General features: G+C 55.0%; 16 protein-coding genes. 4 read left to right on the top strand and 12 right to left on the bottom strand.

Features of this window, described 5'->3' with window-relative positions; translation table 11 throughout:
• Positions 1-106 precede the first annotated feature (106 nt).
• Together fieF and cpxP are read right to left on the bottom strand one after the other, a co-directional pair.
• Positions 107-1,000, bottom strand: coding sequence for a CDF family cation-efflux transporter FieF (gene fieF / locus ABTW00_RS22980; protein WP_064540397.1), 894 nt, complete (start codon positions 998-1,000; stop codon positions 107-109).
• A 139-nt stretch (positions 1,001-1,139) separates the two neighbouring features.
• The gene (cpxP, locus tag ABTW00_RS22985) at positions 1,140-1,640 is read right to left on the bottom strand and encodes a cell-envelope stress modulator CpxP (RefSeq protein ID WP_433637823.1); all 501 of its coding nucleotides are present in this window, start codon (positions 1,638-1,640) and stop codon (positions 1,140-1,142) included.
• 149 nt (positions 1,641-1,789) lie between these two features.
• On the opposite strand from cpxP, the gene cpxR reads away from it, so the two are divergent.
• Together cpxR and cpxA are read left to right on the top strand one after the other, a co-directional pair.
• Entirely contained in the window at positions 1,790-2,488 is a 699-nt protein-coding gene (gene cpxR / locus ABTW00_RS22990; RefSeq protein WP_064540403.1) for an envelope stress response regulator transcription factor CpxR, read from the top strand.
• Positions 2,485-3,858 (top strand): envelope stress sensor histidine kinase CpxA, encoded by a 1,374-nt coding sequence (gene cpxA / locus ABTW00_RS22995; RefSeq protein WP_064540407.1) that lies wholly within the window; start codon positions 2,485-2,487, stop codon positions 3,856-3,858. The genes cpxR and cpxA overlap by 4 nt, the downstream gene beginning before the upstream one ends.
• An 80-nt stretch (positions 3,859-3,938) precedes the next feature.
• Here the strand turns inward: cpxA and yiiM are convergent, their stop codons facing one another.
• The 10 genes from yiiM to rhaS all read right to left on the bottom strand — a co-directional run bounded on the left by yiiM (position 3,939) and on the right by rhaS (position 17,807).
• Complete coding sequence (gene yiiM / locus ABTW00_RS23000; RefSeq protein ID WP_100249967.1) at positions 3,939-4,676, bottom strand: 6-hydroxyaminopurine reductase; 738 nt, start codon at positions 4,674-4,676, stop codon at positions 3,939-3,941.
• A gap of 6 nt (positions 4,677-4,682) precedes the next feature.
• On the bottom strand, positions 4,683-5,303 hold the full coding sequence (gene sodA, locus ABTW00_RS23005; RefSeq protein ID WP_052284210.1) for a superoxide dismutase [Mn]: 621 nt from the start codon (positions 5,301-5,303) through the stop codon (positions 4,683-4,685).
• 239 nt (positions 5,304-5,542) lie between these two features.
• Positions 5,543-7,630: a metallophosphoesterase gene (locus ABTW00_RS23010; protein ID WP_433637830.1), complete on the bottom strand. Its 2,088-nt coding sequence runs from the start codon at positions 7,628-7,630 to the stop codon at positions 5,543-5,545.
• Positions 7,631-7,645: 15 nt separating this feature from the next.
• Positions 7,646-8,827 (bottom strand): MFS transporter, encoded by a 1,182-nt coding sequence (locus tag ABTW00_RS23015; protein ID WP_433637833.1) that lies wholly within the window; start codon positions 8,825-8,827, stop codon positions 7,646-7,648.
• Positions 8,828-8,833: 6 nt separating this feature from the next.
• Entirely contained in the window at positions 8,834-11,323 is a 2,490-nt protein-coding gene (ptsP, locus tag ABTW00_RS23020; RefSeq protein WP_433637836.1) for a phosphoenolpyruvate--protein phosphotransferase, read from the bottom strand.
• A 4-nt stretch (positions 11,324-11,327) separates the two neighbouring features.
• Positions 11,328-13,919, bottom strand: coding sequence for a glycoside hydrolase family 38 C-terminal domain-containing protein (locus ABTW00_RS23025; protein WP_433637838.1), 2,592 nt, complete (start codon positions 13,917-13,919; stop codon positions 11,328-11,330).
• Positions 13,920-14,014: 95 nt separating this feature from the next.
• Positions 14,015-15,130, bottom strand: a complete 1,116-nt coding sequence (locus ABTW00_RS23030) for a PTS fructose transporter subunit IIC (RefSeq protein WP_064540421.1) — start codon at positions 15,128-15,130, stop codon at positions 14,015-14,017.
• A complete protein-coding gene (locus ABTW00_RS23035) occupies positions 15,123-15,437 on the bottom strand; it encodes a PTS fructose transporter subunit IIB (protein WP_064540425.1) in 315 nt (104 codons plus the stop codon). Before ABTW00_RS23035 ends, ABTW00_RS23030 begins: the two co-directional genes overlap by 8 nt.
• A gap of 612 nt (positions 15,438-16,049) precedes the next feature.
• Positions 16,050-16,898, bottom strand: a complete 849-nt coding sequence (gene rhaR / locus ABTW00_RS23040) for an HTH-type transcriptional activator RhaR (protein ID WP_065357293.1) — start codon at positions 16,896-16,898, stop codon at positions 16,050-16,052.
• 72 nt (positions 16,899-16,970) lie between these two features.
• A complete protein-coding gene (gene rhaS, locus ABTW00_RS23045) occupies positions 16,971-17,807 on the bottom strand; it encodes an HTH-type transcriptional activator RhaS (RefSeq protein WP_064540431.1) in 837 nt (278 codons plus the stop codon).
• Between the two features lie 303 nt (positions 17,808-18,110).
• On the opposite strand from rhaS, the gene rhaB reads away from it, so the two are divergent.
• Both rhaB and rhaA read left to right on the top strand, forming a co-directional pair.
• Positions 18,111-19,580, top strand: a complete 1,470-nt coding sequence (rhaB, locus tag ABTW00_RS23050; RefSeq protein ID WP_433637843.1) for a rhamnulokinase — start codon at positions 18,111-18,113, stop codon at positions 19,578-19,580.
• Positions 19,577-20,836 carry an L-rhamnose isomerase gene (gene rhaA / locus ABTW00_RS23055; RefSeq protein WP_433637845.1) on the top strand — a complete coding sequence of 420 codons (1,260 nt, stop codon included), beginning with the start codon at positions 19,577-19,579 and terminating at the stop codon, positions 20,834-20,836. The genes rhaB and rhaA overlap by 4 nt, the downstream gene beginning before the upstream one ends.
• Positions 20,837-20,882: the final 46 nt, after the last annotated feature.

The following is a 20,882-nucleotide window of genomic DNA, read 5'->3' on the forward strand; positions in this document are numbered from 1 at the left end:
GTATATCAAGCGCTTCTTGCTGAATTGATTCAGGTCAGGCTAAGCGGCGGTTATTTATACAAATAATGCCGATTTAGCTCACACTTTGTACAACCACTGCGAAAGTTCAAATGCCGCTCTTGCCTTGCGGGACAACAGAGCATGGATCCTGGTGAATAATCACGTCGGAACCGGGAAAACGATGCAAAATCGCCTGCTCTACCTGGTCGGCAACGTGATGCGCCTGAACCAGCGGCAGGTTATCTTCCATTTCCAGATGGATCTGAATAAAGCGGGTCGGCCCTGACTGCCGCGTACGGAGATCGTGAGCACCGCTTACGCCCGGCCAGGCGGTCACGATGTCGATAATTTCCTGGCGTTCCTCATCGGGCAACGCGCGATCCAGCAGCGACTGAACCGCTTCGTACCCCATACGTAACGCGCTATATAGAATATAGATGCCAATTCCTAATGCAAACAGCGCATCGGCACGATGCCAACCGTACCAGGAGAGGCCGAGTGCAATAAGAATTGCGCTGTTCATCATAACATCAGACTGATAATGAAGCATATCCGCCCGAACGGCCTGGCTTTGGGTTTTTCGCACCACCCAGCGCTGAAACGTCACCAGAACCAAGGTACTGATAAGAGCAATGACCGTTACCGCCACGCCAATTCCCGGTTGGCTCATCGGCGTGGGGCGTACCAGGTGTTCAATACCGGTCAAAAACAGGAACAGTGCGGAACCGGAGATAAACATACTTTGCGCCAGCGCCGCCAGCGATTCCGCTTTTCCATGGCCAAACGTGTGTTCTTCATCGGCCGGTTGCAGCGAGTAACGCACTACCAATAGGTTGGTCAGCGAGGCAGCAATATCCACCAGTGAGTCCACCAGCGCCGCCAGAATACTGACCGAACCGGTAAACCACCATGCAAAAATTTTAATGATCAGCAACAGCGAGGCCATTACCGTTGCCGCAATTGCCGCGCGGCTGACCAACTGGCCATAAGATTGATTCATAAACACTCCTGACTTCAGATCTGCGTAGTATAGCGGAATGTTTATGCAGCGCACCGTGTCGAATTTAGGGCAAAAAAAACCCCCTCATCATGAGGGGGAAGACAGGGATGGTGTCTATGGCAAGGAAAAACAGGGTTTGTTACTGGTTGCTACGGGTATTGCTACTAAACAGATTCACATTCGAACCTTGTTGCATCCGTGCAACGTCACGCAGCTGCTCCATTCGCTGCTGGTGATTCTCATTTAAAGCCACCTGCTGCTCTGGCGTGAGCAGGCGATACATCTGGTTGCGAACCTTCGCCATTTCAACCTGGCGGTTCACCTGCTCCTCGGCCATTTTTTCGGCCTGGGCGCGCACAGCGGCTTCATCAAATTTTTCTGCGATGACAAGGCGATGCATTGTCTCGACTTCGCTAACATTAACGGGTGAGCGATCGTGTCGCGCCCGTTGCATCAAATCGCGCATTTGCTGGCGTTGATGTTCGGTTAAACTAATACCGTCGAACATATGACCCTGGCCATATCGCAGCGAATTATCTTCCGCTGGGTGCCAGTTAACGCTGGTGACGACTTCATCGGCCTGGCTTAGTGCACTGAATGCCAGCGTTGAGGCCATGACGGCAGCGATAACATTGCGCATCACATGCTCCCAAAAACTTTTGTGTCGCGATTCAACGAGAGACAGTTTACGATTCAGGCTGAAAACATCCGTCAGGGGGTGTAAAACAACGTAAAGTCATGGATTAGCTGGCTCTGATGACGTAATTTCTGCCTCGGAGGGATGAAAATATGAATAAAATTTTATTAGTTGATGATGACCGAGAGCTGACTTCCTTACTTAAGGAACTGCTTGATATGGAAGGCTTTAACGTTCTGGTTGCCCATGACGGCGAACAGGCGCTTGCGCTTCTTGATGACAGCATCGACCTACTTTTACTCGACGTGATGATGCCGAAAAAGAACGGAATCGACACGCTGAAGGAATTGCGACAAACACACCAGACTCCCGTCATTATGCTAACCGCCCGCGGAAGCGAGCTGGATCGCGTTCTGGGCCTTGAACTGGGCGCGGATGACTATTTACCTAAACCCTTTAACGATCGCGAGCTGGTCGCGCGTATCCGCGCTATTTTGCGCCGTTCGCACTGGAGCGAACAGCAGCAAAGTAGTGATGCCAGTTCGCCTACCGTAGAAGTTGACGCCCTGAGCCTGAACCCAGGCCGCCAGGAAGCCAGCTTCGATGGTCAAACTCTGGAGCTCACCGGCACCGAATTCACCCTGCTCTATCTGCTGGCGCAGCATTTGGGTCAGGTGGTGTCGCGCGAACATTTAAGCCAGGAAGTGCTGGGCAAACGCCTAACGCCGTTCGACCGCGCAATTGACATGCACATTTCCAACCTGCGTCGGAAACTGCCGGAACGTAAAGACGGTCATCCGTGGTTTAAAACCCTGCGTGGTCGCGGCTACCTGATGGTCTCCGCTTCATGATAGGAAGTTTAACCGCCCGCATCTTCGCCATCTTCTGGTTAACCCTGGCGCTGGTGTTGATGCTGGTTTTGATGTTACCCAAGCTCGACTCGCGTCAGATGACCGAACTGCTCGATAGCGAGCAGCGTCAGGGCATCATGATTGAACAGCACGTTGAAGAAGAGCTGGCCAACGATCCCCCCAACGATTTGATGTGGTGGCGTCGGCTGTTCCGCGCAATTGATAAATGGGCTCCGCCGGGCCAGCGTCTGCTGCTGGTCACCAGCGAAGGTCGCGTGATTGGCGCAGAACGCAACGAAATGCAGATTATCCGTAACTTTATCGGGCAGTCGGACAACGCCGACCATCCGCAGAAGAAGAAATACGGGCGCGTGGAGTTAGTCGGGCCATTTTCAATTCGTGACGGTGAAGATAACTATCAGTTGTACCTGATCCGTCCGGCCAGCAGTTCGCAGTCTGACTTTATCAACCTGCTGTTCGACCGGCCGCTGTTGCTGCTGATCGTCACCATGCTGGTCAGCGCGCCGCTGCTGCTGTGGCTGGCGTGGAGCCTGGCAAAACCGGCGCGTAAGCTGAAAAACGCCGCGGATGAAGTCGCCCAGGGCAACCTGCGTCAGCATCCCGAACTGGAATCCGGGCCGCAGGAGTTTCTGGCGGCAGGGGCCAGCTTTAACCAGATGGTCATGGCGCTGGAACGGATGATGACCTCCCAGCAGCGTCTGCTCTCCGATATCTCCCACGAGCTGCGCACGCCGTTAACGCGTCTGCAACTGGGCACTGCGCTGCTGCGTCGCCGCAGCGGTGAAAGCAAAGAGCTGGAGCGCATCGAGACAGAAGCGCAGCGTCTGGATAGCATGATCAACGACATGTTAGTGATGTCGCGCAATCAACAGAAGAGCGCGCTGGTGAGCGAGACGCTGAAGGCGAATCAGCTGTGGGGCGAGGTGTTGGATAACGCCGCGTTCGAAGCCGAACAGATGGGTAAATCGTTCAACGTTGACTATCCGCCGGGGCCGTGGCCGCTGTATGGCAACCCGAACGCGCTGGAAAGCGCGTTGGAGAACATCGTCCGTAACGCACTGCGCTACTCGCACACGAAGATCGCCGTGAGCTTCTCGGTGGATAAAGACGGCGTCACCGTTCACGTTGATGACGACGGCCCAGGCGTAAGCCCGGAAGATCGCGAGCAGATTTTCCGTCCGTTCTATCGCACCGATGAGGCGCGAGACCGTGAATCTGGCGGCACCGGGCTGGGGCTGGCGATTGTCGAAAGCGCCATGCAACAGCATCGCGGCTGGGTGAAGGCCGACGACAGCCCGCTTGGCGGGTTGCGGCTCACGCTGTGGCTACCGCTTTACAAGCGAACCTAAAAACCATCGGCCTGCATATGCAGGCCGATTTTTTTTGGCCATGGGCGTTTGACCGCCTGATGGCGCTACGCTTATCAGGCCTACTTGCCCCACAATCTTCGGCTGTTATCTTCAATTCTTCCGCTCAGGCGGCGCTTCTGCATGGTTCTGCTCCAGCTAACTGACAATCCGGCTGCGCTCAGCAGGCGGTGATACTGGTCGTCATCGAACGGCATATGCCAGGCAATGGCGGCGGCGTCATACACCGAAACATCGCTCAGGCGCGACACCAGCGCCAGCGGATCGTCAGTAGAAACCTTACCCGGCGCAATCACCCGGTACAGCCAGCCCACCTTGCCGCTGCGCTGCATCTGAGAAGCCATATCACTGATAGCAAAGTGGAAATTGAGTTTAAAACACGGAGAGCGGGGCTGAGTCACCTGAATCAACGTCTCACCCCAGCGGTAAATATCACCGATAAACACGTTGTGCTCGGTCATCCCTTTCGTCGACAGGTTCTCACCAAACGCCGGGGCGCAAAACAGGGCTGCCTGTTCGGGGAATTCACGAATCAGGTCTTCATAATGTTCGCGGGGGAACTGACACAGCGCGCGGTCGGGCCCACCGTGGATTTTTTTCTCGGCCTGTTCATCACCCAACAATCCCAGCTCGGTGAGTTCCAGTTCGCCATCCATCTGGACCTTTGCAATGGCGCTTGGGCGACTGCCGTCATAGTCGCGGATTTTGCCAATAAACACGTCTACCGGATAATGCATCTGCTGCTCCTTACGCGGATACAAAAAAAGCGAGTCATCAGACTCGCTTCTACAGAGGTGCAATGCAAATTATTTTTTAGCGGCGAAACGCGCAGCTGCTTCGTCCCAGTTCACCACGTTCCAGAACTCTTTGATGTAGTCCGGGCGGCGGTTCTGGAATTTCAGGTAGTAAGCGTGTTCCCAAACGTCCAGGCCCACGATCGGGAAGCCGGAAGCGCCGGAAACGGCTTCACCCATCAGCGGGGAATCCTGGTTTGCGGTAGAAACCACCGCCAGTTTGTCGCCTTTCAGCACCAGCCACGCCCAGCCGGAGCCGAAGCGAGTTGCTGCTGCTTTTTCAAATTCAGCTTTGAAGTTGTCAACGGAACCGAAGTCACGCTCGATAGCCGCTTTCAGATCACCCTGCAGGGTGGTGCCTTTTTTCAGGCCTTTCCAGAAGAAGCTGTGGTTAGCGTGGCCGCCAGCGTTGTTACGCAGAACGGTTTTCTTGTCGGCCGGCAGCTGGTCCAGTTTCGCGATCAGTTCTTCAGCAGACAGAGAAGCGAACTCCGGCAGGCTTTCCAGCGCTGCGTTAGCGTTGTTCACGTAAGCCTGATGGTGTTTGCTGTGATGGATTTCCATCGTCTGTTTGTCGAAGTGCGGTTCCAGGGCATCGTACGCATAAGGCAGTGACGGCAGGGTATAGCTCATAATCATCTCCATTATTGTCGGGCGGCAAACCTGTAAACGCCGCGTAATCAGTTGGTTCATTATAGTTAATTAAATGATATTGAAAATGATTATCAATGCCGTAGTTTTTATAAGGTTATAACTTTAGTGGATAGCCCATTTTTTGTTAACCAGAACAGTCGATTACACCACGTACTGCCCAGGTCAGCACCTCTCCTGTGAGGCGGCCTCTTGATGAAAAGGCAGCCTCACAGCAGCGTTTAACGTGCTGAAATTTCTCCCGTCTCCAAATCCAGATGGAAGTTTCTGGAAGGATTGCCCTGCAAATACTTGTCGATCACCGTAAAAATACTGCCAAAACGCAGACGATAGATTGTCTCAAAATCACTGTTCGCCGTAAGCGCCGGCATCGACGCCGGTAACGACTCGGCCAGCACACGTGTAAGCAGCTGATACTGACGTAATCGCGTGGCGGAAATATCGCGCAGCGCCAGCTCATCGGCATTGCGCAGACGGTAAAAATCGACGGCGAGATCGAAGCCATTCCATTCAGAAAAATCGGCCAGCTTCATGCCCGTATTTTGCGCCAGGCTTTGTGCTTTCTGTTCCGCCCGATGCCATGCAGCAGCATTTTTTTTCAGATATTGTTGACGGACATCCCGCACGGGTGGCGTGACGCCTTTAGCGCAAATGGCATGATCATCGCTAACGGGCACGCTCAATACGCTCTGAAAATCGCTATGGCTGCTTATCTGGCTCAATATCAACATCTCTGCGCCATTCAGGCTGAACAGCATCTGGCGGATATCACATGGCCACTCTTCGGGAATGAAGCGTAAACGGGTCAGTTCGGTGATATGCCAATTGGTAAAGTCATAGTAGTTCTTCGCCCCCAACACGGCCTTATTCCACAAATGCGGAGAATGAGTCATGTTCAGATGATCCCATTCCTGCTGGTAGTGTTCAAAAAGCTCATTGAAACGCGGGACGCTGTCCAGAATAACGGTCTGCACATCAATGCGGGTGCGACTAACAAAATCGAGGATCTTATAAGCGGGTACATATGCCGCCATTGAAGGGGCCTGAATATTAAAAAGCAGGCTGCCGTCCGGATATTTGCGTACCCCGGTATCATTAAAATGCATATGACCGCCCACATGTACGCCAATACCCGTTTTAGCCAGTGCATGGCTGGTATCTTCTTTTGGCGCCCGAGCCAGCTGGAATTTTCCTTTACCAAAGATGGCTTCCAGATCCGCTGCTGCGCCGTTATCAAACTCAACCATCGGGAAATGGCTGAAAGTGACTAACGTTTTATTATTCGCTCTGGCGCGCTGGGCGACGGACGTCATCCAGGCCACCGTTTGTTGCTTGTGGGTGAGCATCTTGTTGTAGCCCGCATCTCCCGAGCCCGCGAAATTATTTGCCGACTCCGGTTTGGTCAGGTCGGCGTTTTCGCGGGGGAGGTACACATTCGCATCCACCGCCATCAGCCAGAGCCCCGGGACGGGTTCAACGAGATAACTACTGTCCGCCACCGTGAAACAGGGGCCATAGCCCGGCTGGCGATATTTTCCGCCGGTTCCCTGCGCACAAATTTCATACTGCCGCTGATGGAAGTCGCTTGCCTGTTGCGCTTTCGCATAGGAATAGCTTGTCTCATCATAAGTGGAATATGGCGTTTCCCAATAAATATCATTCGGTTGAGGGTTCATACCAAACGGCGACATCATTTTCATAATGTATTCATAGCCGCTACTCACCATCTCTTCGCTGCAAATTGTGGGCAGCTCGGCGCCCGTTGCAATCACCGCAGTCTTGCCCCGGTAGCCTTTACACTCATGGGCTCCGGCACTAAAAATGCGCTGCGTTTTGCCACCCGCGCCAAGGAAATCCTCTTCACCGCCCGGTAGGTCAAAGGGTCGATTGGGATCGTGGTTACCCGGCGTCGCAAAAAAACGCATACCATATTTTTGCTGGTACTCTTCAAGTAGCTTCACCAGCCCCCGAATATGCACCGGTTGACCATCGTCGCTAAAGTCACCGGGTAGCGCGATCAGTTTGATGCCTTTCTTGCCCGCATCGTCCAGTGCGGCCCGCAGGGCGAAATAGTTTTCATTGAATAATCTGGTTGACGTTAGCTGGGCGTACATCGTGCGAATCATCGCATTTTGCCCGCTTTTGCTGTTTTTCAGTCCGTGGAAGGCACCGTCCTGAAATTGACCATAAACATCATGAAAATGGATATCTGGCATAAATGCCACACGATATGAATAATGCTCCGCAGCCTCAACAACAGAAGAACAGAGGAAAAACGCGGCAATATTAGCAATGAATATTTTTTTCATTGGTATCACCTTAAATTAATAGTTATCAACGAATTGTGTTACTTTGACTTTGTCCTTAAGCCCGTTAATCAGTAAAAAAACATATCCCAGGGCGGGAACCAAAAAGCTAAACCTTAACCCTACTGAATCAATCGCCATTCCCTGGATAAAAGGCAGCACCCCTCCGCCAATTCCCGCCATGATCAGGCATGCAGAGATCGGCGCGGAATAGCCTTCAAGACCAGACAATGTGCGAGAGAAAATGACCGGATACATCACTGAGTTCATCAGCCCTACGGCAACCAAACAGTAGCCGCCGGTACGGTTGGCAAGAACCATTGCCGCCACCGTCAACAGCATGGCTCCTGTCGTACAGAGACAAAACAGCAGCCGTACACGGCAATAACGTGCTAATAGGCCATAAAGAAAGCGTCCAGCGAGCGCTCCCCCCCAGTACAGCGCGATGAATGACGTCGCCTGAGCAAGCGAATAGCCCCCCAACGCGGCATCGTTCAGGTAGCTGATCACCGTAGTGCCAATACTGACTTCCACCCCCACATACACAAAAATACTGCTCACTCCGGAACGGAACTGCGGGTAACGGCACAAGGTAAAAAGCGATGACGCCACACGATTTCCAACATCATGAAAATCATCGATCCTCGAGAGATAGAGGATAAGGAGTAGAGAGCTGCCGCCCAACATCAGCCCAATGTATAAAACCGAAACCAAAACGCCCGAACTCGTCAGTACCCCCGCAAGCAGGAGAGGCGCCAGCGCGGCGCCAAAAGAGTTGATGGATGAGGCAAGGCTCAGTCGCCCAGCCGCACTTCGTCCATCGCCCAGGCGATTAACATAGGGGTTTGCCACTACCTGCATGGCGGCAACCCCCATCGCCATAATAAATATGCCCGCAAGGCAGCCGACAAAAGAAGGTCGCCACAGCGACCCGGCAATAATCGCCGCGCCGCTCGCCGCCAGCCCCAAAGCCAATACCAGCGCTCGACGATAGCCAAACCGCATCATCCATTTTGCACACGGTAGGCAGACCACAAACGGTGCTAGATAAAATGCGACGTTCACCAGCATGGCGTCTCGCCAGGAAAGCAAAAACAGCTGGCGGAAAAAGGGAATCATGGCGCTATTAATTGCCGTCAGGACTCCCCAATAAAAAAAGGTGCTGGATAGCAAAACGAATGCCTGGCGGGACTTATTCACTCTGCCTTACCCCGCGATTTCCTGAGCCAAAAGTTCAGCGACATCCTGCGGTAAAGCACGGTCCAGTAGCTGCTGTCGAAATTCGGCATGCATTAACTTTCGAGCCAGTCGGGAGAAAATTTTCATGTGATCGCCTTTCTCCTGCTCGCTGACCGTTAACATGATAATCAACGACACATCGACCTCATCATTCCACGCCAACGGCTTAGTCAGCCGCATCAGCGACACGCTGCTATGGCTGACTGCGGCTGATTTACAGTGCGGAAGCGCGATGGCGAAACCTAATGCGGTAGAGAAAATCGCCTCACGCTGCCAGATAGCGCTCTCTACCTCTGGACCTGAAATCACCCGCTGTTCAACCTCCAGATTATCGGTCAGTACCTTGATCACCTCCGCCTTGTCGGCCACCGGGCGATCGAGCAGGATCAATGCGGGATCGACCACGGGCTTCGCTGCCACCGTCACCTGCTGCTTTAGCGCCATCATCACCGCCTGAGCACCGTCACTGGCCAGCGCCTGCGCAAGCTTCTGCTCGCCACTGGCAAGCGTCAGCGAGGATAAATGCGCTTTCGCCGCGGCAATGCGACTGACCGACATACTCAACTGTCGCAATCCTGCGCCCAGCAATAACGCCAGCGCCGACGGGTCGCCACCCATCTCACCGCACAGGCTAATCGCAATACCGGCACGCTGCGCGCGCGCCGTCATCTCGGTGAGCAGCTGGAGAAACGAGGGGTCGAAATAGTTATAGAGATGGCGCACCTGTGGGTTACCCCGGTCGCAGGCCAGAAAATACTGCGTCAGATCGTTACTGCCAATGGAGACAAAATCGATATAAGCGGCCGCTTTCTCCAGCAGGTACAGCACCGATGGTACTTCCGCCATGATGCCCAACGACCATATCCCGGTAGCGATACCTTCAGCGCGCAGCTGCGCCTCAGTCTGCTGAAACTGTTCGCGCAGCCACTTAATTTCCTCCAGCGTGGTCACCATGGGCGCCATAATATGCAGCGGCCCGGTGGCGCTCGCACGCAGCAGCGCCCGCACCTGCGTGCTGAAAACGGCGTTAAAGGCGGGATATAAACGAATCCCCCGCCAGCCGAGAAACGGATTTTCCTCCGGCGGCATATTGAGATAATCACAGGGCTTATCGCCGCCGATATCCAGCGTGCGAATCACCACTTTGCGTCCCTTCGCTTGTTGCAGAACGTGGCGATAGGCCTGATATTGCTCTTCTTCATCCGGCGGCGCCGCGCGTTCGCAAAACAGCATTTCGGTACGGAACAAACCAATACCTTCCGCGCCCGCGGCAAACGCCGCTTCAGCTTCAGCAGCCAGCGCAATATTGGCCAGTATGGCAACCGACTCGCCGTCTTGCGTCACTCCAGGACGCTGAATCAGCGGCTGTAAACGCAGATGCTGTCGCTGGCGTTTTTCCTCTTCTAATTGATACCAACGCAGAGCCTGCGCGTCCGGGGCAAGAACCGCCACGCCGTAGCGCGTATCCAGCATCAGCGATTCGTTGCTGCGAATGCGGGTAATTTCTGCCGGTTCAACGCTCAACAGCGGAATACCGAACGAACGCGCGAGGATCACCGTGTGCGACGTTTCCCCACCCGCCCCCATCACCACGCCTTTCAGATGCGGGCCGCGCAGCGCCAGGAATTGACCCGGCGTGATTGGGGTTGGGCTTATCACGATGGTGTCCTGCCGCAGTACCGTCTCAGGCATCAGCGGCTGCTCACAAAGATGTGTGGCCAAACGCAAGCCTAAATCCTGGATGTCCAACACACGTTGTTGAAGATAGCTGCTGCGGCTCTCCCGTAGCGGCGCACTCAGTTCATCCAACGCCTGCGCTAACGCCGCAAGCGCATTACGCGCCGGACGTTCGTTTAACAGCGCGCTTTCAAAAAGGTCATCCTCCAGCAGGTTAATGTGCGCCTGCAGCACCGTCGCGGCTTCGCCCTGCGCATGATGGAACGCATCGCGAAGTTGCATACGTACCTGCTGTAGCGCGGCCTGCAGCGCATCACGTTGCACCTCAGACGTCGTTGCAACCTCCCGTTCAGCAAGCTGATAGAGATCCGGCGTTCCCGAATACATAGCCACGCCAAGCGCCAGTCCGCCGCTAACGCCACTACCCCGCAGAGTTTCCGCCGTTGTCTGTGCCAGAAAAACCGGTAACGGCGTGTCGATTTCGTTTTGCGACGGGGGCATAGACTCGTCGCAGCTGGCGAACTCTTGCGTGATGAACTGCTGTAATGCCTGAAACGCCGCCGCCTCATCGTCACCGGTAATCACCAGTTCGCAGGGATCCTGGTACAAAATGTCAGTACCAATCATTGCCAGCACGCTGCGCGCATCGGCCTGGCGTTCATTGCGTAAATTCACAATCAGTACGTGAGCACCGAAAGCGTTAACACGCTGCTCCAGCGCGCTGGCTGGGCGAGCATGCAGCCCGTTTGGCAACGGGCAGGTAAAATGAATCTTCAACACAACTTTATCCTCTTACTGCGGGCGTAATACGCCACGAGACAGGAGCACACTGCGGAACGATTTGCTGGGGCTGCGCTTCAGTCCGCTCATCAAGCATGACTTCATTTAGCGTGGCCTCCACCGTTGGCGCAGTACAAGGTAAGACTTGAGAGCCGGGGTTCCAGCCGCGCAAAATCAACGCCTCTCCGCGTTCTGCTTTTTTCAGGGTGCTGAAATGTAGCGACGTCTCCCAACTCAGCAGGCTGTAGCGTGCAGGGAAGGAAAGAGAGTGCGGGTTGGTTTTAAAACGGGCCCAGCCGGAGTCGAGCCAACCCACCGGCGGCGTGCGCCAGGCTTCCACGTCGCGCCAGAAGTCCTGAGTCTCTCCCTCACACAAAGGAATAAGCGCAAAGCGGACGGTGAATTCGCCGGGAATCTGTGAATCCGGAGACGGTAGCGCCATGCCGGACGCTCGCCCAGGCCGCCATGGCATCCCGGCGCGCCCCAGCCAGCCGACGCTGCGCAGCAGGGTAATCGCCATGACCGATGGCCGCCCTTCCGGGATCTCATATTCACGCAGCCCGTCCGTCACAACGCTCATCCCCTGCCCGCCATCGTGCATCATCACCAGACTTTGCATTGGCCATAACGAGGCGGGCGCTTCACCCCACTGTTCCTGCTGCCAGACGTCCAGCGCAGCAGGGCGGTTGGGACGGCGAATCAAGCCAAAGGGCTGATCGGCAAAATGGCAATCGGTAAATACATCGGTTGGAATTTCGACCTGCAGGCGATGATCCTGCAGCGTGTTATTGACGCTAACCTGCACATCGAGCACCGGCCGCTGATGCGCCAACGTGATCACCATACTGACGTCCAGTCGCGTATTAAGACGCCGCTGTTGTCTGTCGGTGAGGTTACGCGGCGCGGCAATGGACCAGCTTAGCGTCAAGGTATCGGCCAACGCGCCGCGCTGCCAATCGACGCTTTGCAGCGCACCCGCACCGGTCACGCGCCAGTCGTCTTCCGGCGGTGAATAGTTATAGGTGTCGCCAGCATCGCCGCCATCCACCAGTTGAATCAGATCCTCCCAACGCTTGCCGCTGCGCTTGTCCACCAGCACGACCTTTTCCCCCTCCAGCGTCAGCCGAAGCCAGGCGTTTTCTAGCGCAGCTTCCGCCACGTCGGGCTCGTCAAAGCCCGCGGGTTCATCTTCCTGGAGGTACAACGTGAGGTAACCACAAGCGGGGAGTGCGACGGTCTCCAGCAAGATCTCGCATTTACGGTAGAAAACGGGTTCGGCACTGTTTGAAAGCTCCTGCACAATCACCGACATATCCTGCGACGTTTCGCGCACAATCTGCCAGCGGCAAGGAACACCGTGTTCATCGACAATACGGAACACCGACCCAGGCAGGTACAACGTAAGCGCCGTCAGCCCATCGCGGGCCGAGGGCAGCGCATTGAAGATAATGATTTTTTTACCCTGTTGCTGGGCCGAGATCCCCTGCGCCAGCATCTGCATATTGAGCTCAAAGAGCTGGTTCGCTTTTTCCTGACCGGAGAGCACGCGGGCTTTAACCATCGCATTCACACGGTCGGCATTGCAGCCGCCAATGCTGTCGTGCGCATGCGACTTCATCGCTTCGCGCCAGATATTTTCAACCACCTTCTGCGGATAGGGCAGACCCAGCCGCCAGACGACGCTGAGCAGCGGCTCCAACTGGCGACTGACGACGTTCTCCAGGCGGGCGTTGGCCTGTTTAATATCCATACGGGTAGAAAAAATACCGCGATGGACACGCATATATTTCGGGCTCAACAGTTCGCCTTCAAAGGTAGCGAGCGGCGTCTGCGCCAGTGCGGCAAAGTAGCGGCTGAAGTCGCTACGCACAAAATGGTACTGGTCTTGCTGCGCGTTGAGGCGTTCCAGCATCGCGGGAACGCCATATTCAAATGGCGATTGATCGTTACCGTTGGGTAGCAATAGCTGTGAACTGCCGCTAAATGACGCCTGCTTTTCCAGGATGGCCGATAGACGCGGCCACGCCTGCTGTGGTTCCGTCGGTAACCATTTGGCGCAGCCATAGCCTTGTGGCAATACTGCCGCCGTCACCTCGCTGCCATCCAGGCTGCGCCAGCGAAACTCCGTCACCGGCGTGTCATATTCGCTCCAGCCGCGCCAGACCACCGCGCTGTCGATCGCAAACTGCTTGAGAAACATCGGCAACTGCGCACTCTGGCCAAAAGAGTCTGGCACATAGCCCACCGCCATTCGTGGGCCAAGCGCATCACAGTCGGCCTGGCCGAGCAGCAGGTTACGGGTAATCGATTCGGCGCCAACCACCAGAAAGTCGGTCTGCGTGTACCAGGGGCCAATCAGCAGCCTCCCGCTTTTCACCAGCGTTCGTACGCGCTCACGGTTCTCTGGCGCAAACTGGAAATAATCTTCCAGTACCACCGTTTGCCCATCAAGCATAAATGGACCTAATGATTCATCCGTTTCCAGACGATTAAGAAGATCCGCCATGAAATAATAAAGAAGAACCTGAGAATCATTCTCCGTAAAATACCACTCACGATCCCAGTGCGTGTGCTGAATTAAATGAACCGTTTTCATTCTCTTTATTCCTGTTTACAGGCGTGCGTATCCGGCACGGATATTTATCCGCGCTGAGCGCAGGGGAAATTAATTCAGATGCGCCGATGGCGCGTTTAACGGCTGGCTTTAAATTTCGGTGCCGTTACGTCTTTTTTTACCTCTGGCGTTGCCGCCTGGCCGCGGAAAATCAGCAGCGATCCGCAGGCGATAATCGCGGAACCGCAGACAATCGACAGCACATAAACCGGCCATTTTTCGACCGCCAGCCACCCGTAAAACCCGGAAATCGGGGCATGGTTCACGGCACCCAGGCCAACGGCCATGGCGGCACCCACCGCAGACCCCACCACGTTAACCACGATAATGCGCGGATTGGATAAGGCGAACGGGATGGCCCCTTCAGATACGCCGATCAACCCCATGAGCGTAGAGGCCTTACCCGCCTCACGCAGTGATTCCGGGAAGCGTGATGACCACAGCAGCGTTGCCACCCCCAGCCCAATCGGCGGAACGATAATCGCCACCTGTGCCGCCGTGTTCGGGTCGTAGATACCTGACGCCAGCAGCGCCATGGCCGTTGTGACCGCCGCCTTATTGACCGGCCCACCGAGGTCGAACCCCACCATCCCGCCAATCACCGCTGCCAGCACAACTTTGTTGGTCCCGGACATCGACAACAGCCAGCTTTCCATACCGTGATTCAACGCCGCCAGCGGCGTGCCAATCACAAAGGCCATGATGACGCAGGTTAACAGCGTACCGCCCACAGGCAGAATAAAGATCGGGCCAGCGGACGCCAGCGACTTCGGTAATTTGATATAGCGGTTGAGCGCCCGCACGATGTACCCGGCCACGAAACCTGCGGCCAGAGCGCCCAGGAACCCGGTACCCAAATTACTTGCCAGCAGACCACCCACCATGCCCGGCGCCAGGCCCGGCTTGTTGGCCAACGCAAAGCTGATATAGCCCGCCACCACCGGCAGCATCAGCGATAATGCCAGACCGCCGAAGCCGTCAAACTTATGCAGCAGCTGTACCACCATACCGGCGTGTTCGTAGCTGGCATCCCATATATTATCAATACCATAGATGGAAGCGCCTATACGGGCGATCCCCATCAGCACCGCACCCGCAATCACGAACGGCAGCATCCATGATACGCCGGTCATAATGGCATTTTTCACCTCAATACCTGCTGACGGCTTACCTCCCCCCTGAAACTTAGCCATTTGCCACCTCCTGCTCTACGGCCTCAAATACCGCATCACCATATTTGATCGGATCGGAAACGCTACACTCAAGTTTAACCATCCCGTCGAATCGTTCCTTGCCGCTAATCGCAACATCTGCGGCAATGATCACCGCATCAGCACGCGCCAAATCGTCCGGCATAATCTCGTTTTCCGCGCCAAGGCTACCCTGCGTTTCAACCTTCACTTCATGTCCACGATTTTTCCCTGTCATTTCAAGAGACTCAGCGGCCATATAGGTATGAGCCACGCCGGTTGGACAAGCAGCAACGCAAACAATGTACATAATGATTCCCCTTAGATTCTGGCAATAAAAAAAGCACAATGGCTAAAAAGCGCATTGTGCTTTGTGTAGGACTAACATGTTGAAAAATATGATGCTCAGCGTCCGCCCCGCTTGTGTGGCGGCAGATTAACAGCTGATGGAGGCTGGAATTACGGAAACTAAACGCCAGTTCATCGCGTTTGCGACGACACAGTAACACCTGAGGAAAGCGTAGACTGAAGCGGGCTAGTCGATGGCAGCGTTGGCGAACGCTCACGCAAAGCGCTTCACCCGCGCAGTCCCATAGAGAGGACCAGCTCTCCGCCATTTGCGTATCCATGCATTCCTGTTCAATTTCCTCGTTTTCCGCAAGGGCGTTAACAGAATTAAACCAACATATTTCATCAAGCATAGTTTTAATTTTGCGATCGATTGATAGCAAAATTAAAACTATGCTCTTAATAATGAATGAGTTGGTCATCATTGATAAAGCACCCCCGTGAATAGATTGATAGAGAGTAAAACAAAAACAAAAGAACAACTGTGATTTATTGCACAGAGCGCTGACTTTTATTTATTCCTGCCTAACAATAAGTATCAAGATATTTTAAATATATAAATAGATATTATGTATTAGGCTGCAATCCTGCTGCGCTGACGCCACTGCCCCGGCGTCATACCAATCTCGCGGTTGAACACGACCGAAAAATAGTTGCTGTCTTCAAACCCACAGCGCATCGCCACTTCACCAATCAGTAGCTCTGTGTGCTGCAACAGATATTGCGCGTGGCAAATGCGCAGCTGACGCAGGTAATGGTTTACGGTCATGCCGGTCTGGGTACGGAACTGTTGGCGTAGCGCACGCTCGCTGCATCCCTGTTGTGTGCAGAAGGAATCTAATACGAAAGGCCGGTTCAGGCTGCCCGCCAGCGCGGTAAGCAGTTTATCCAGCAGCGCTTCACTTTGCGTTGCCGCAAGGTTGTCGGTGGCATAACGGTAGCGCTTCAGACACACCACCAGTTGGGCAAACAGCAGTTCAGACATCTGGTTTGCCAGCGCGTCTTCTTTGCGGCTCTCGTGCTCCAGCTGGGTCATAATCTGCCGCGCCTGTGTCATTCCGGTACTGCCAATGCGCCAGTGTGGTACCCAGGGCGAACCGTGTAAGCCGGGAATATGGCTTACCCAGTCGAGATTGAGCTTCAGGCGTTCGGGGCAGTAGATAATATTCTGCAAAACCAAATCATTAACGGAAGCGTAGGAGTGTTTATCTTCGGCGCGAATATAGAACAAATCGCCGCGGGTAATACGGTAGGGACGGTCATTGAGGATATGCAGGCCGTTGCCGCGCCAGACCAGCACCAGCTCGCAAAATTCGTGGGTATGCTCAGCAAAAACGTTCTGCGGATAACGATCCGCCACCGCAACGGCCTGTGCGGAACTGGCGAAAAACTCGTCTTTTCGAAGGATTAACTGGCCTGACACGCTGATACCTCAACGACTAACAACTTACTATTATTAGCCGTTTTACGGTAAAAAACGGTGATTGCCTTCGCGTTACTGAAGCACCGTATCCCGGCCCTGGCGGATATCGCGCGGCGACCAGTTAAACTCACGACGGAACAGCGTAGAGAAGTGGTTGCTGTCACCAAACCCGCAGTGGTAAGCAATATCGGTCACGCTTTCATCGCTGTGACGCAGCAGATGCCGCGCTTTAATCAGCCGCAGGCGGTTCAGATAACGCTGCGGCGTCAGGCCGGTGCAGTGCTTCAACTGGCGGTGCAGCGTGCGCAGCGATAGCGAGAATTGCTCGGCCAACGCTTCCCAGCATACGTCCTCGGCAAAGTGATCTTCCAGCCACGCCATTAGTTGGTTCAGGCGGGCATCGTTATCAATAGCGCCCTGCACCTGACTGCCTTTACGCAGCAAAACCAGCAGCTGCATAAAGAGGATTTCGCGGTTGGCCAGCGACATCATATCGGTACTGTCTTTGGCTTCTTCCATCTGACCCACAATCGCCCGCACCTGCTGTAACGTACTCTGGTTAACCCGCCAGTGGGAAGGATAGTGGCCATCCTGTTCCTGCGGCAGTAGTTTGTTAAGACCTGACAAGAACTGGAAAGCATCCGGAGCGCGATATAACACATTGGTCAGACAGAGATTATCGGTATGTTCATACAGATGACGATCGACGTCGCGCACGAAGCAAACGGTGCCACCACAAATCGTATGCGGCTGACCATTGAAGACATGAATACCCGTACCGTGTTCAACGATAACAATCTCATTAAAATCATGATGATGCTCAGGAAAAGCCGCCTGAGGAAGCCGAGGTTCGATCGCAACAGGCAACTTACCGGAAGAGAAGAAATCCACGCTGTGTAATACGGTCATAACAACGCCCACCAAATGAGAAATGTTATCAGGATAGTAATCTTCACTGAGGGATCTCACCTTGACGTTTTGACAGCAAAGCGCGCAAACCCGGTCTTTTTTTCAAGAAACAGCCGGAAAGTTCGGGAAATGCGGTCAGTATCACACCCCCTGAAAGCCGCATTATCGCGGGAATTTGTGAACTCTCTCACGTTCATCTTTGCTTTCTTGCCAGCGGCCAATGGCGTCTGTCAGTAACGAGAAGGTAGTGACGATGTCCTTTTTTTAGACTGAGCGGTAATGACTCTCAGAAGGACTTTTGCCATGACTTTTCGCCATTGTGTGGCCGTCGATTTAGGCGCTTCAAGCGGACGCGTAATGCTGGCGCGCTACGATGCCCGGTCGCGTTTGCTTTCACTGCGCGAAATCCACCGTTTCACTAACAGCCTGCATCAGCAGGAGGGTTTTGATACCTGGGATATCGACAGCCTGGAAGCGGAAATCCGCGCCGGCCTTAACAAAGTGTGCGATGAAGGCATCCGTATCGACAGCATCGGTATCGACACCTGGGGCGTTGACTACGTGCTGCTGGATAAAAACGGTCAACGCGTCGGTCTGCCGGTCGCCTATCGCGACAGCCGCACCGACGGCGTGATGGCCATGGCGATGGAACAGTTAGGTCAAAGTAATATTTACCGCCGCAGCGGCATTCAGTTCCTGCCGTTCAATACGCTATATCAGCTGCGCGCGCTGGTTGAACAACAGCCGGAGCTGGTCGCTCAGGCGGCGCACGCGCTGCTGATCCCGGACTATTTCAGCTACCGTCTGACCGGCAAGATGAACTGGGAGTACACCAACGCTACAACCACGCAGCTGGTGAATATTCACAGCGATAGCTGGGACGAAGACCTGCTCAACTGGAGCGGCGCGCCGGCCTCCTGGTTCGGCACGCCGACGCATCCGGGTAACGTGATTGGTCATTGGGTTTGCCCGCAGGGTAACGATATTCCGGTCGTTGCCGTCGCCAGCCATGACACCGCCAGCGCGGTGATTGCGTCGCCGCTGGCGAGTGACGATGCCGCCTACCTCTCTTCCGGCACCTGGTCGCTAATGGGCTTTGAGAGCAAGACACCTTACACCAGCGAGCAAGCGCAGCGCGCAAATATTACCAACGAGGGCGGTGCCGAAGGCCGCTATCGGGTGCTGAAAAACATTATGGGTTTGTGGCTGTTACAGCGCATGCTGAAAGAGCAGAACGTGGGCGACCTGCCAACGCTCATCGCTGACACCGCGAAGCTGCCCGCCTGCCGCTGGCTGATCAACCCCAACGACGATCGCTTTATTAACCCCCACAACATGAGCGCCGAAATTCAGGCTGCCTGCCGCGAAACGGCACAGCCGGTGCCGGCCAACACCGCCGAGCTGGCACGCTGCATTTTTGACAGCCTCGCGCTGCTGTACGCCGACGTGCTTAACGAGCTGGTGCAGCTGCGCGGCAAGCCATTTAGCCAACTGCACATCGTGGGCGGCGGCTGCCAGAACCATCTGCTGAACCAACTGTGCGCCGATGCCTGCGGCATCACCGTGGTGGCAGGCCCGATTGAGGCCTCTACCCTCGGCAATATCGGCATTCAACTGATGACGCTGGACGAACTTTCCAACGTCGATGATTTCCGCAAGGTCGTGACCCATAACTACGGTCTCACCACCTTCACCCCTCATCCTGACCATGAAATTGCCCGCTACGTTGCGCAGTTTCAGCAACAACGACAGACAAAGGAGCTTTGCGCATGACCACTCAACTCGACCAAGCCTGGGAACTCGCGAAACAGCGCTATGCCGCCGTCGGTATCGACGTCGAAGAGGCGTTGCGCCAGCTGGATCGCCTGCCGGTATCCATGCACTGCTGGCAGGGCGATGACGTCGCGGGTTTTGAAAATCCAGAGGGCAACTTAACGGGTGGGATCCAGGCAACCGGTAACTATCCGGGCAAAGCGCGTAACGCCAGCGAACTGCGTGCCGATCTGGAGCAGGCGTTGAGCCTGATCCCGGGGCCAAAACGCCTGAACCTGCATGCGATCTATCTGGAGTCTGATACACCGGTCGCGCGTGACGAAATTAAGCCAGAACACTTCAAAAACTGGGTTGAGTGGGCGAAAAAACACAAGCTGGGCCTCGACTTCAACCCGTCCTGTTTCTCACACCCGTTGAGTGCAGACGGCTTTACCCTGTCCCACGCCGATCCGAAAATCCGCCAGTTCTGGATTGACCACTGCAAGGCCAGCCGCCGCATTTCCGCTTATTTCGGTGAACAGCTGGGCACGCCGTCGGTGATGAATATCTGGATCCCGGACGGCATGAAAGACGTCACCGTTGACCGTCTGGCACCGCGCCAGCGTCTGGCCGCCGCGCTGGATGAAGTGATCGGCGAAAAACTGGACCCGGCGCACCACATTGATGCCGTGGAAAGCAAACTGTTCGGTATCGGCGCAGAGAGCTACACCGTAGGCTCCAATGAGTTCTATATGGGCTACGCCACCAGCCGCCAGACCGCGCTGTGCCTGGATGCTGGCCACTTCCACCCGACGGAAGTGATCTCCGACAAAATTTCCGCCGCCATGCTGTACGTGCCACGTTTATTGCTGCACGTCAGCCGCCCGGTGCGTTGGGATAGCGACCATGTTGTGCTGCTGGATGACGAAACCCAGGCCATCGCGAGCGAAATCATTCGCCACAATCTGTTTGACCGTGTGCACATCGGCCTCGATTTCTTCGATGCCTCCATCAACCGTATCGCGGCATGGGTTATCGGCACCCGCAACATGAAGAAAGCCCTGCTGCGCGCACTGCTGGAGCCAACCGAACAGCTGCGTCAACTGGAAGCATCCGGCGACTACACCGCGCGTCTGGCGCTGCTGGAAGAGCAGAAGTGCCTGCCGTGGCAGGCGGTGTGGGAAATGTACTGCCAGCGTAACGATACCCCGGCAGGAAGTCAGTGGCTGGAGAGCGTGCGCGGCTATGAGAAAGAGATTCTGAACAAGCGCAAATAATCGAGTGCAATAGCCGGATGGCGGCTTTGCCTTATCCGGCCTACGA

The organism is Kluyvera georgiana (assembly GCF_050990895.1).
GTDB classification, from domain to species: domain Bacteria; phylum Pseudomonadota; class Gammaproteobacteria; order Enterobacterales; family Enterobacteriaceae; genus Kluyvera; species Kluyvera georgiana.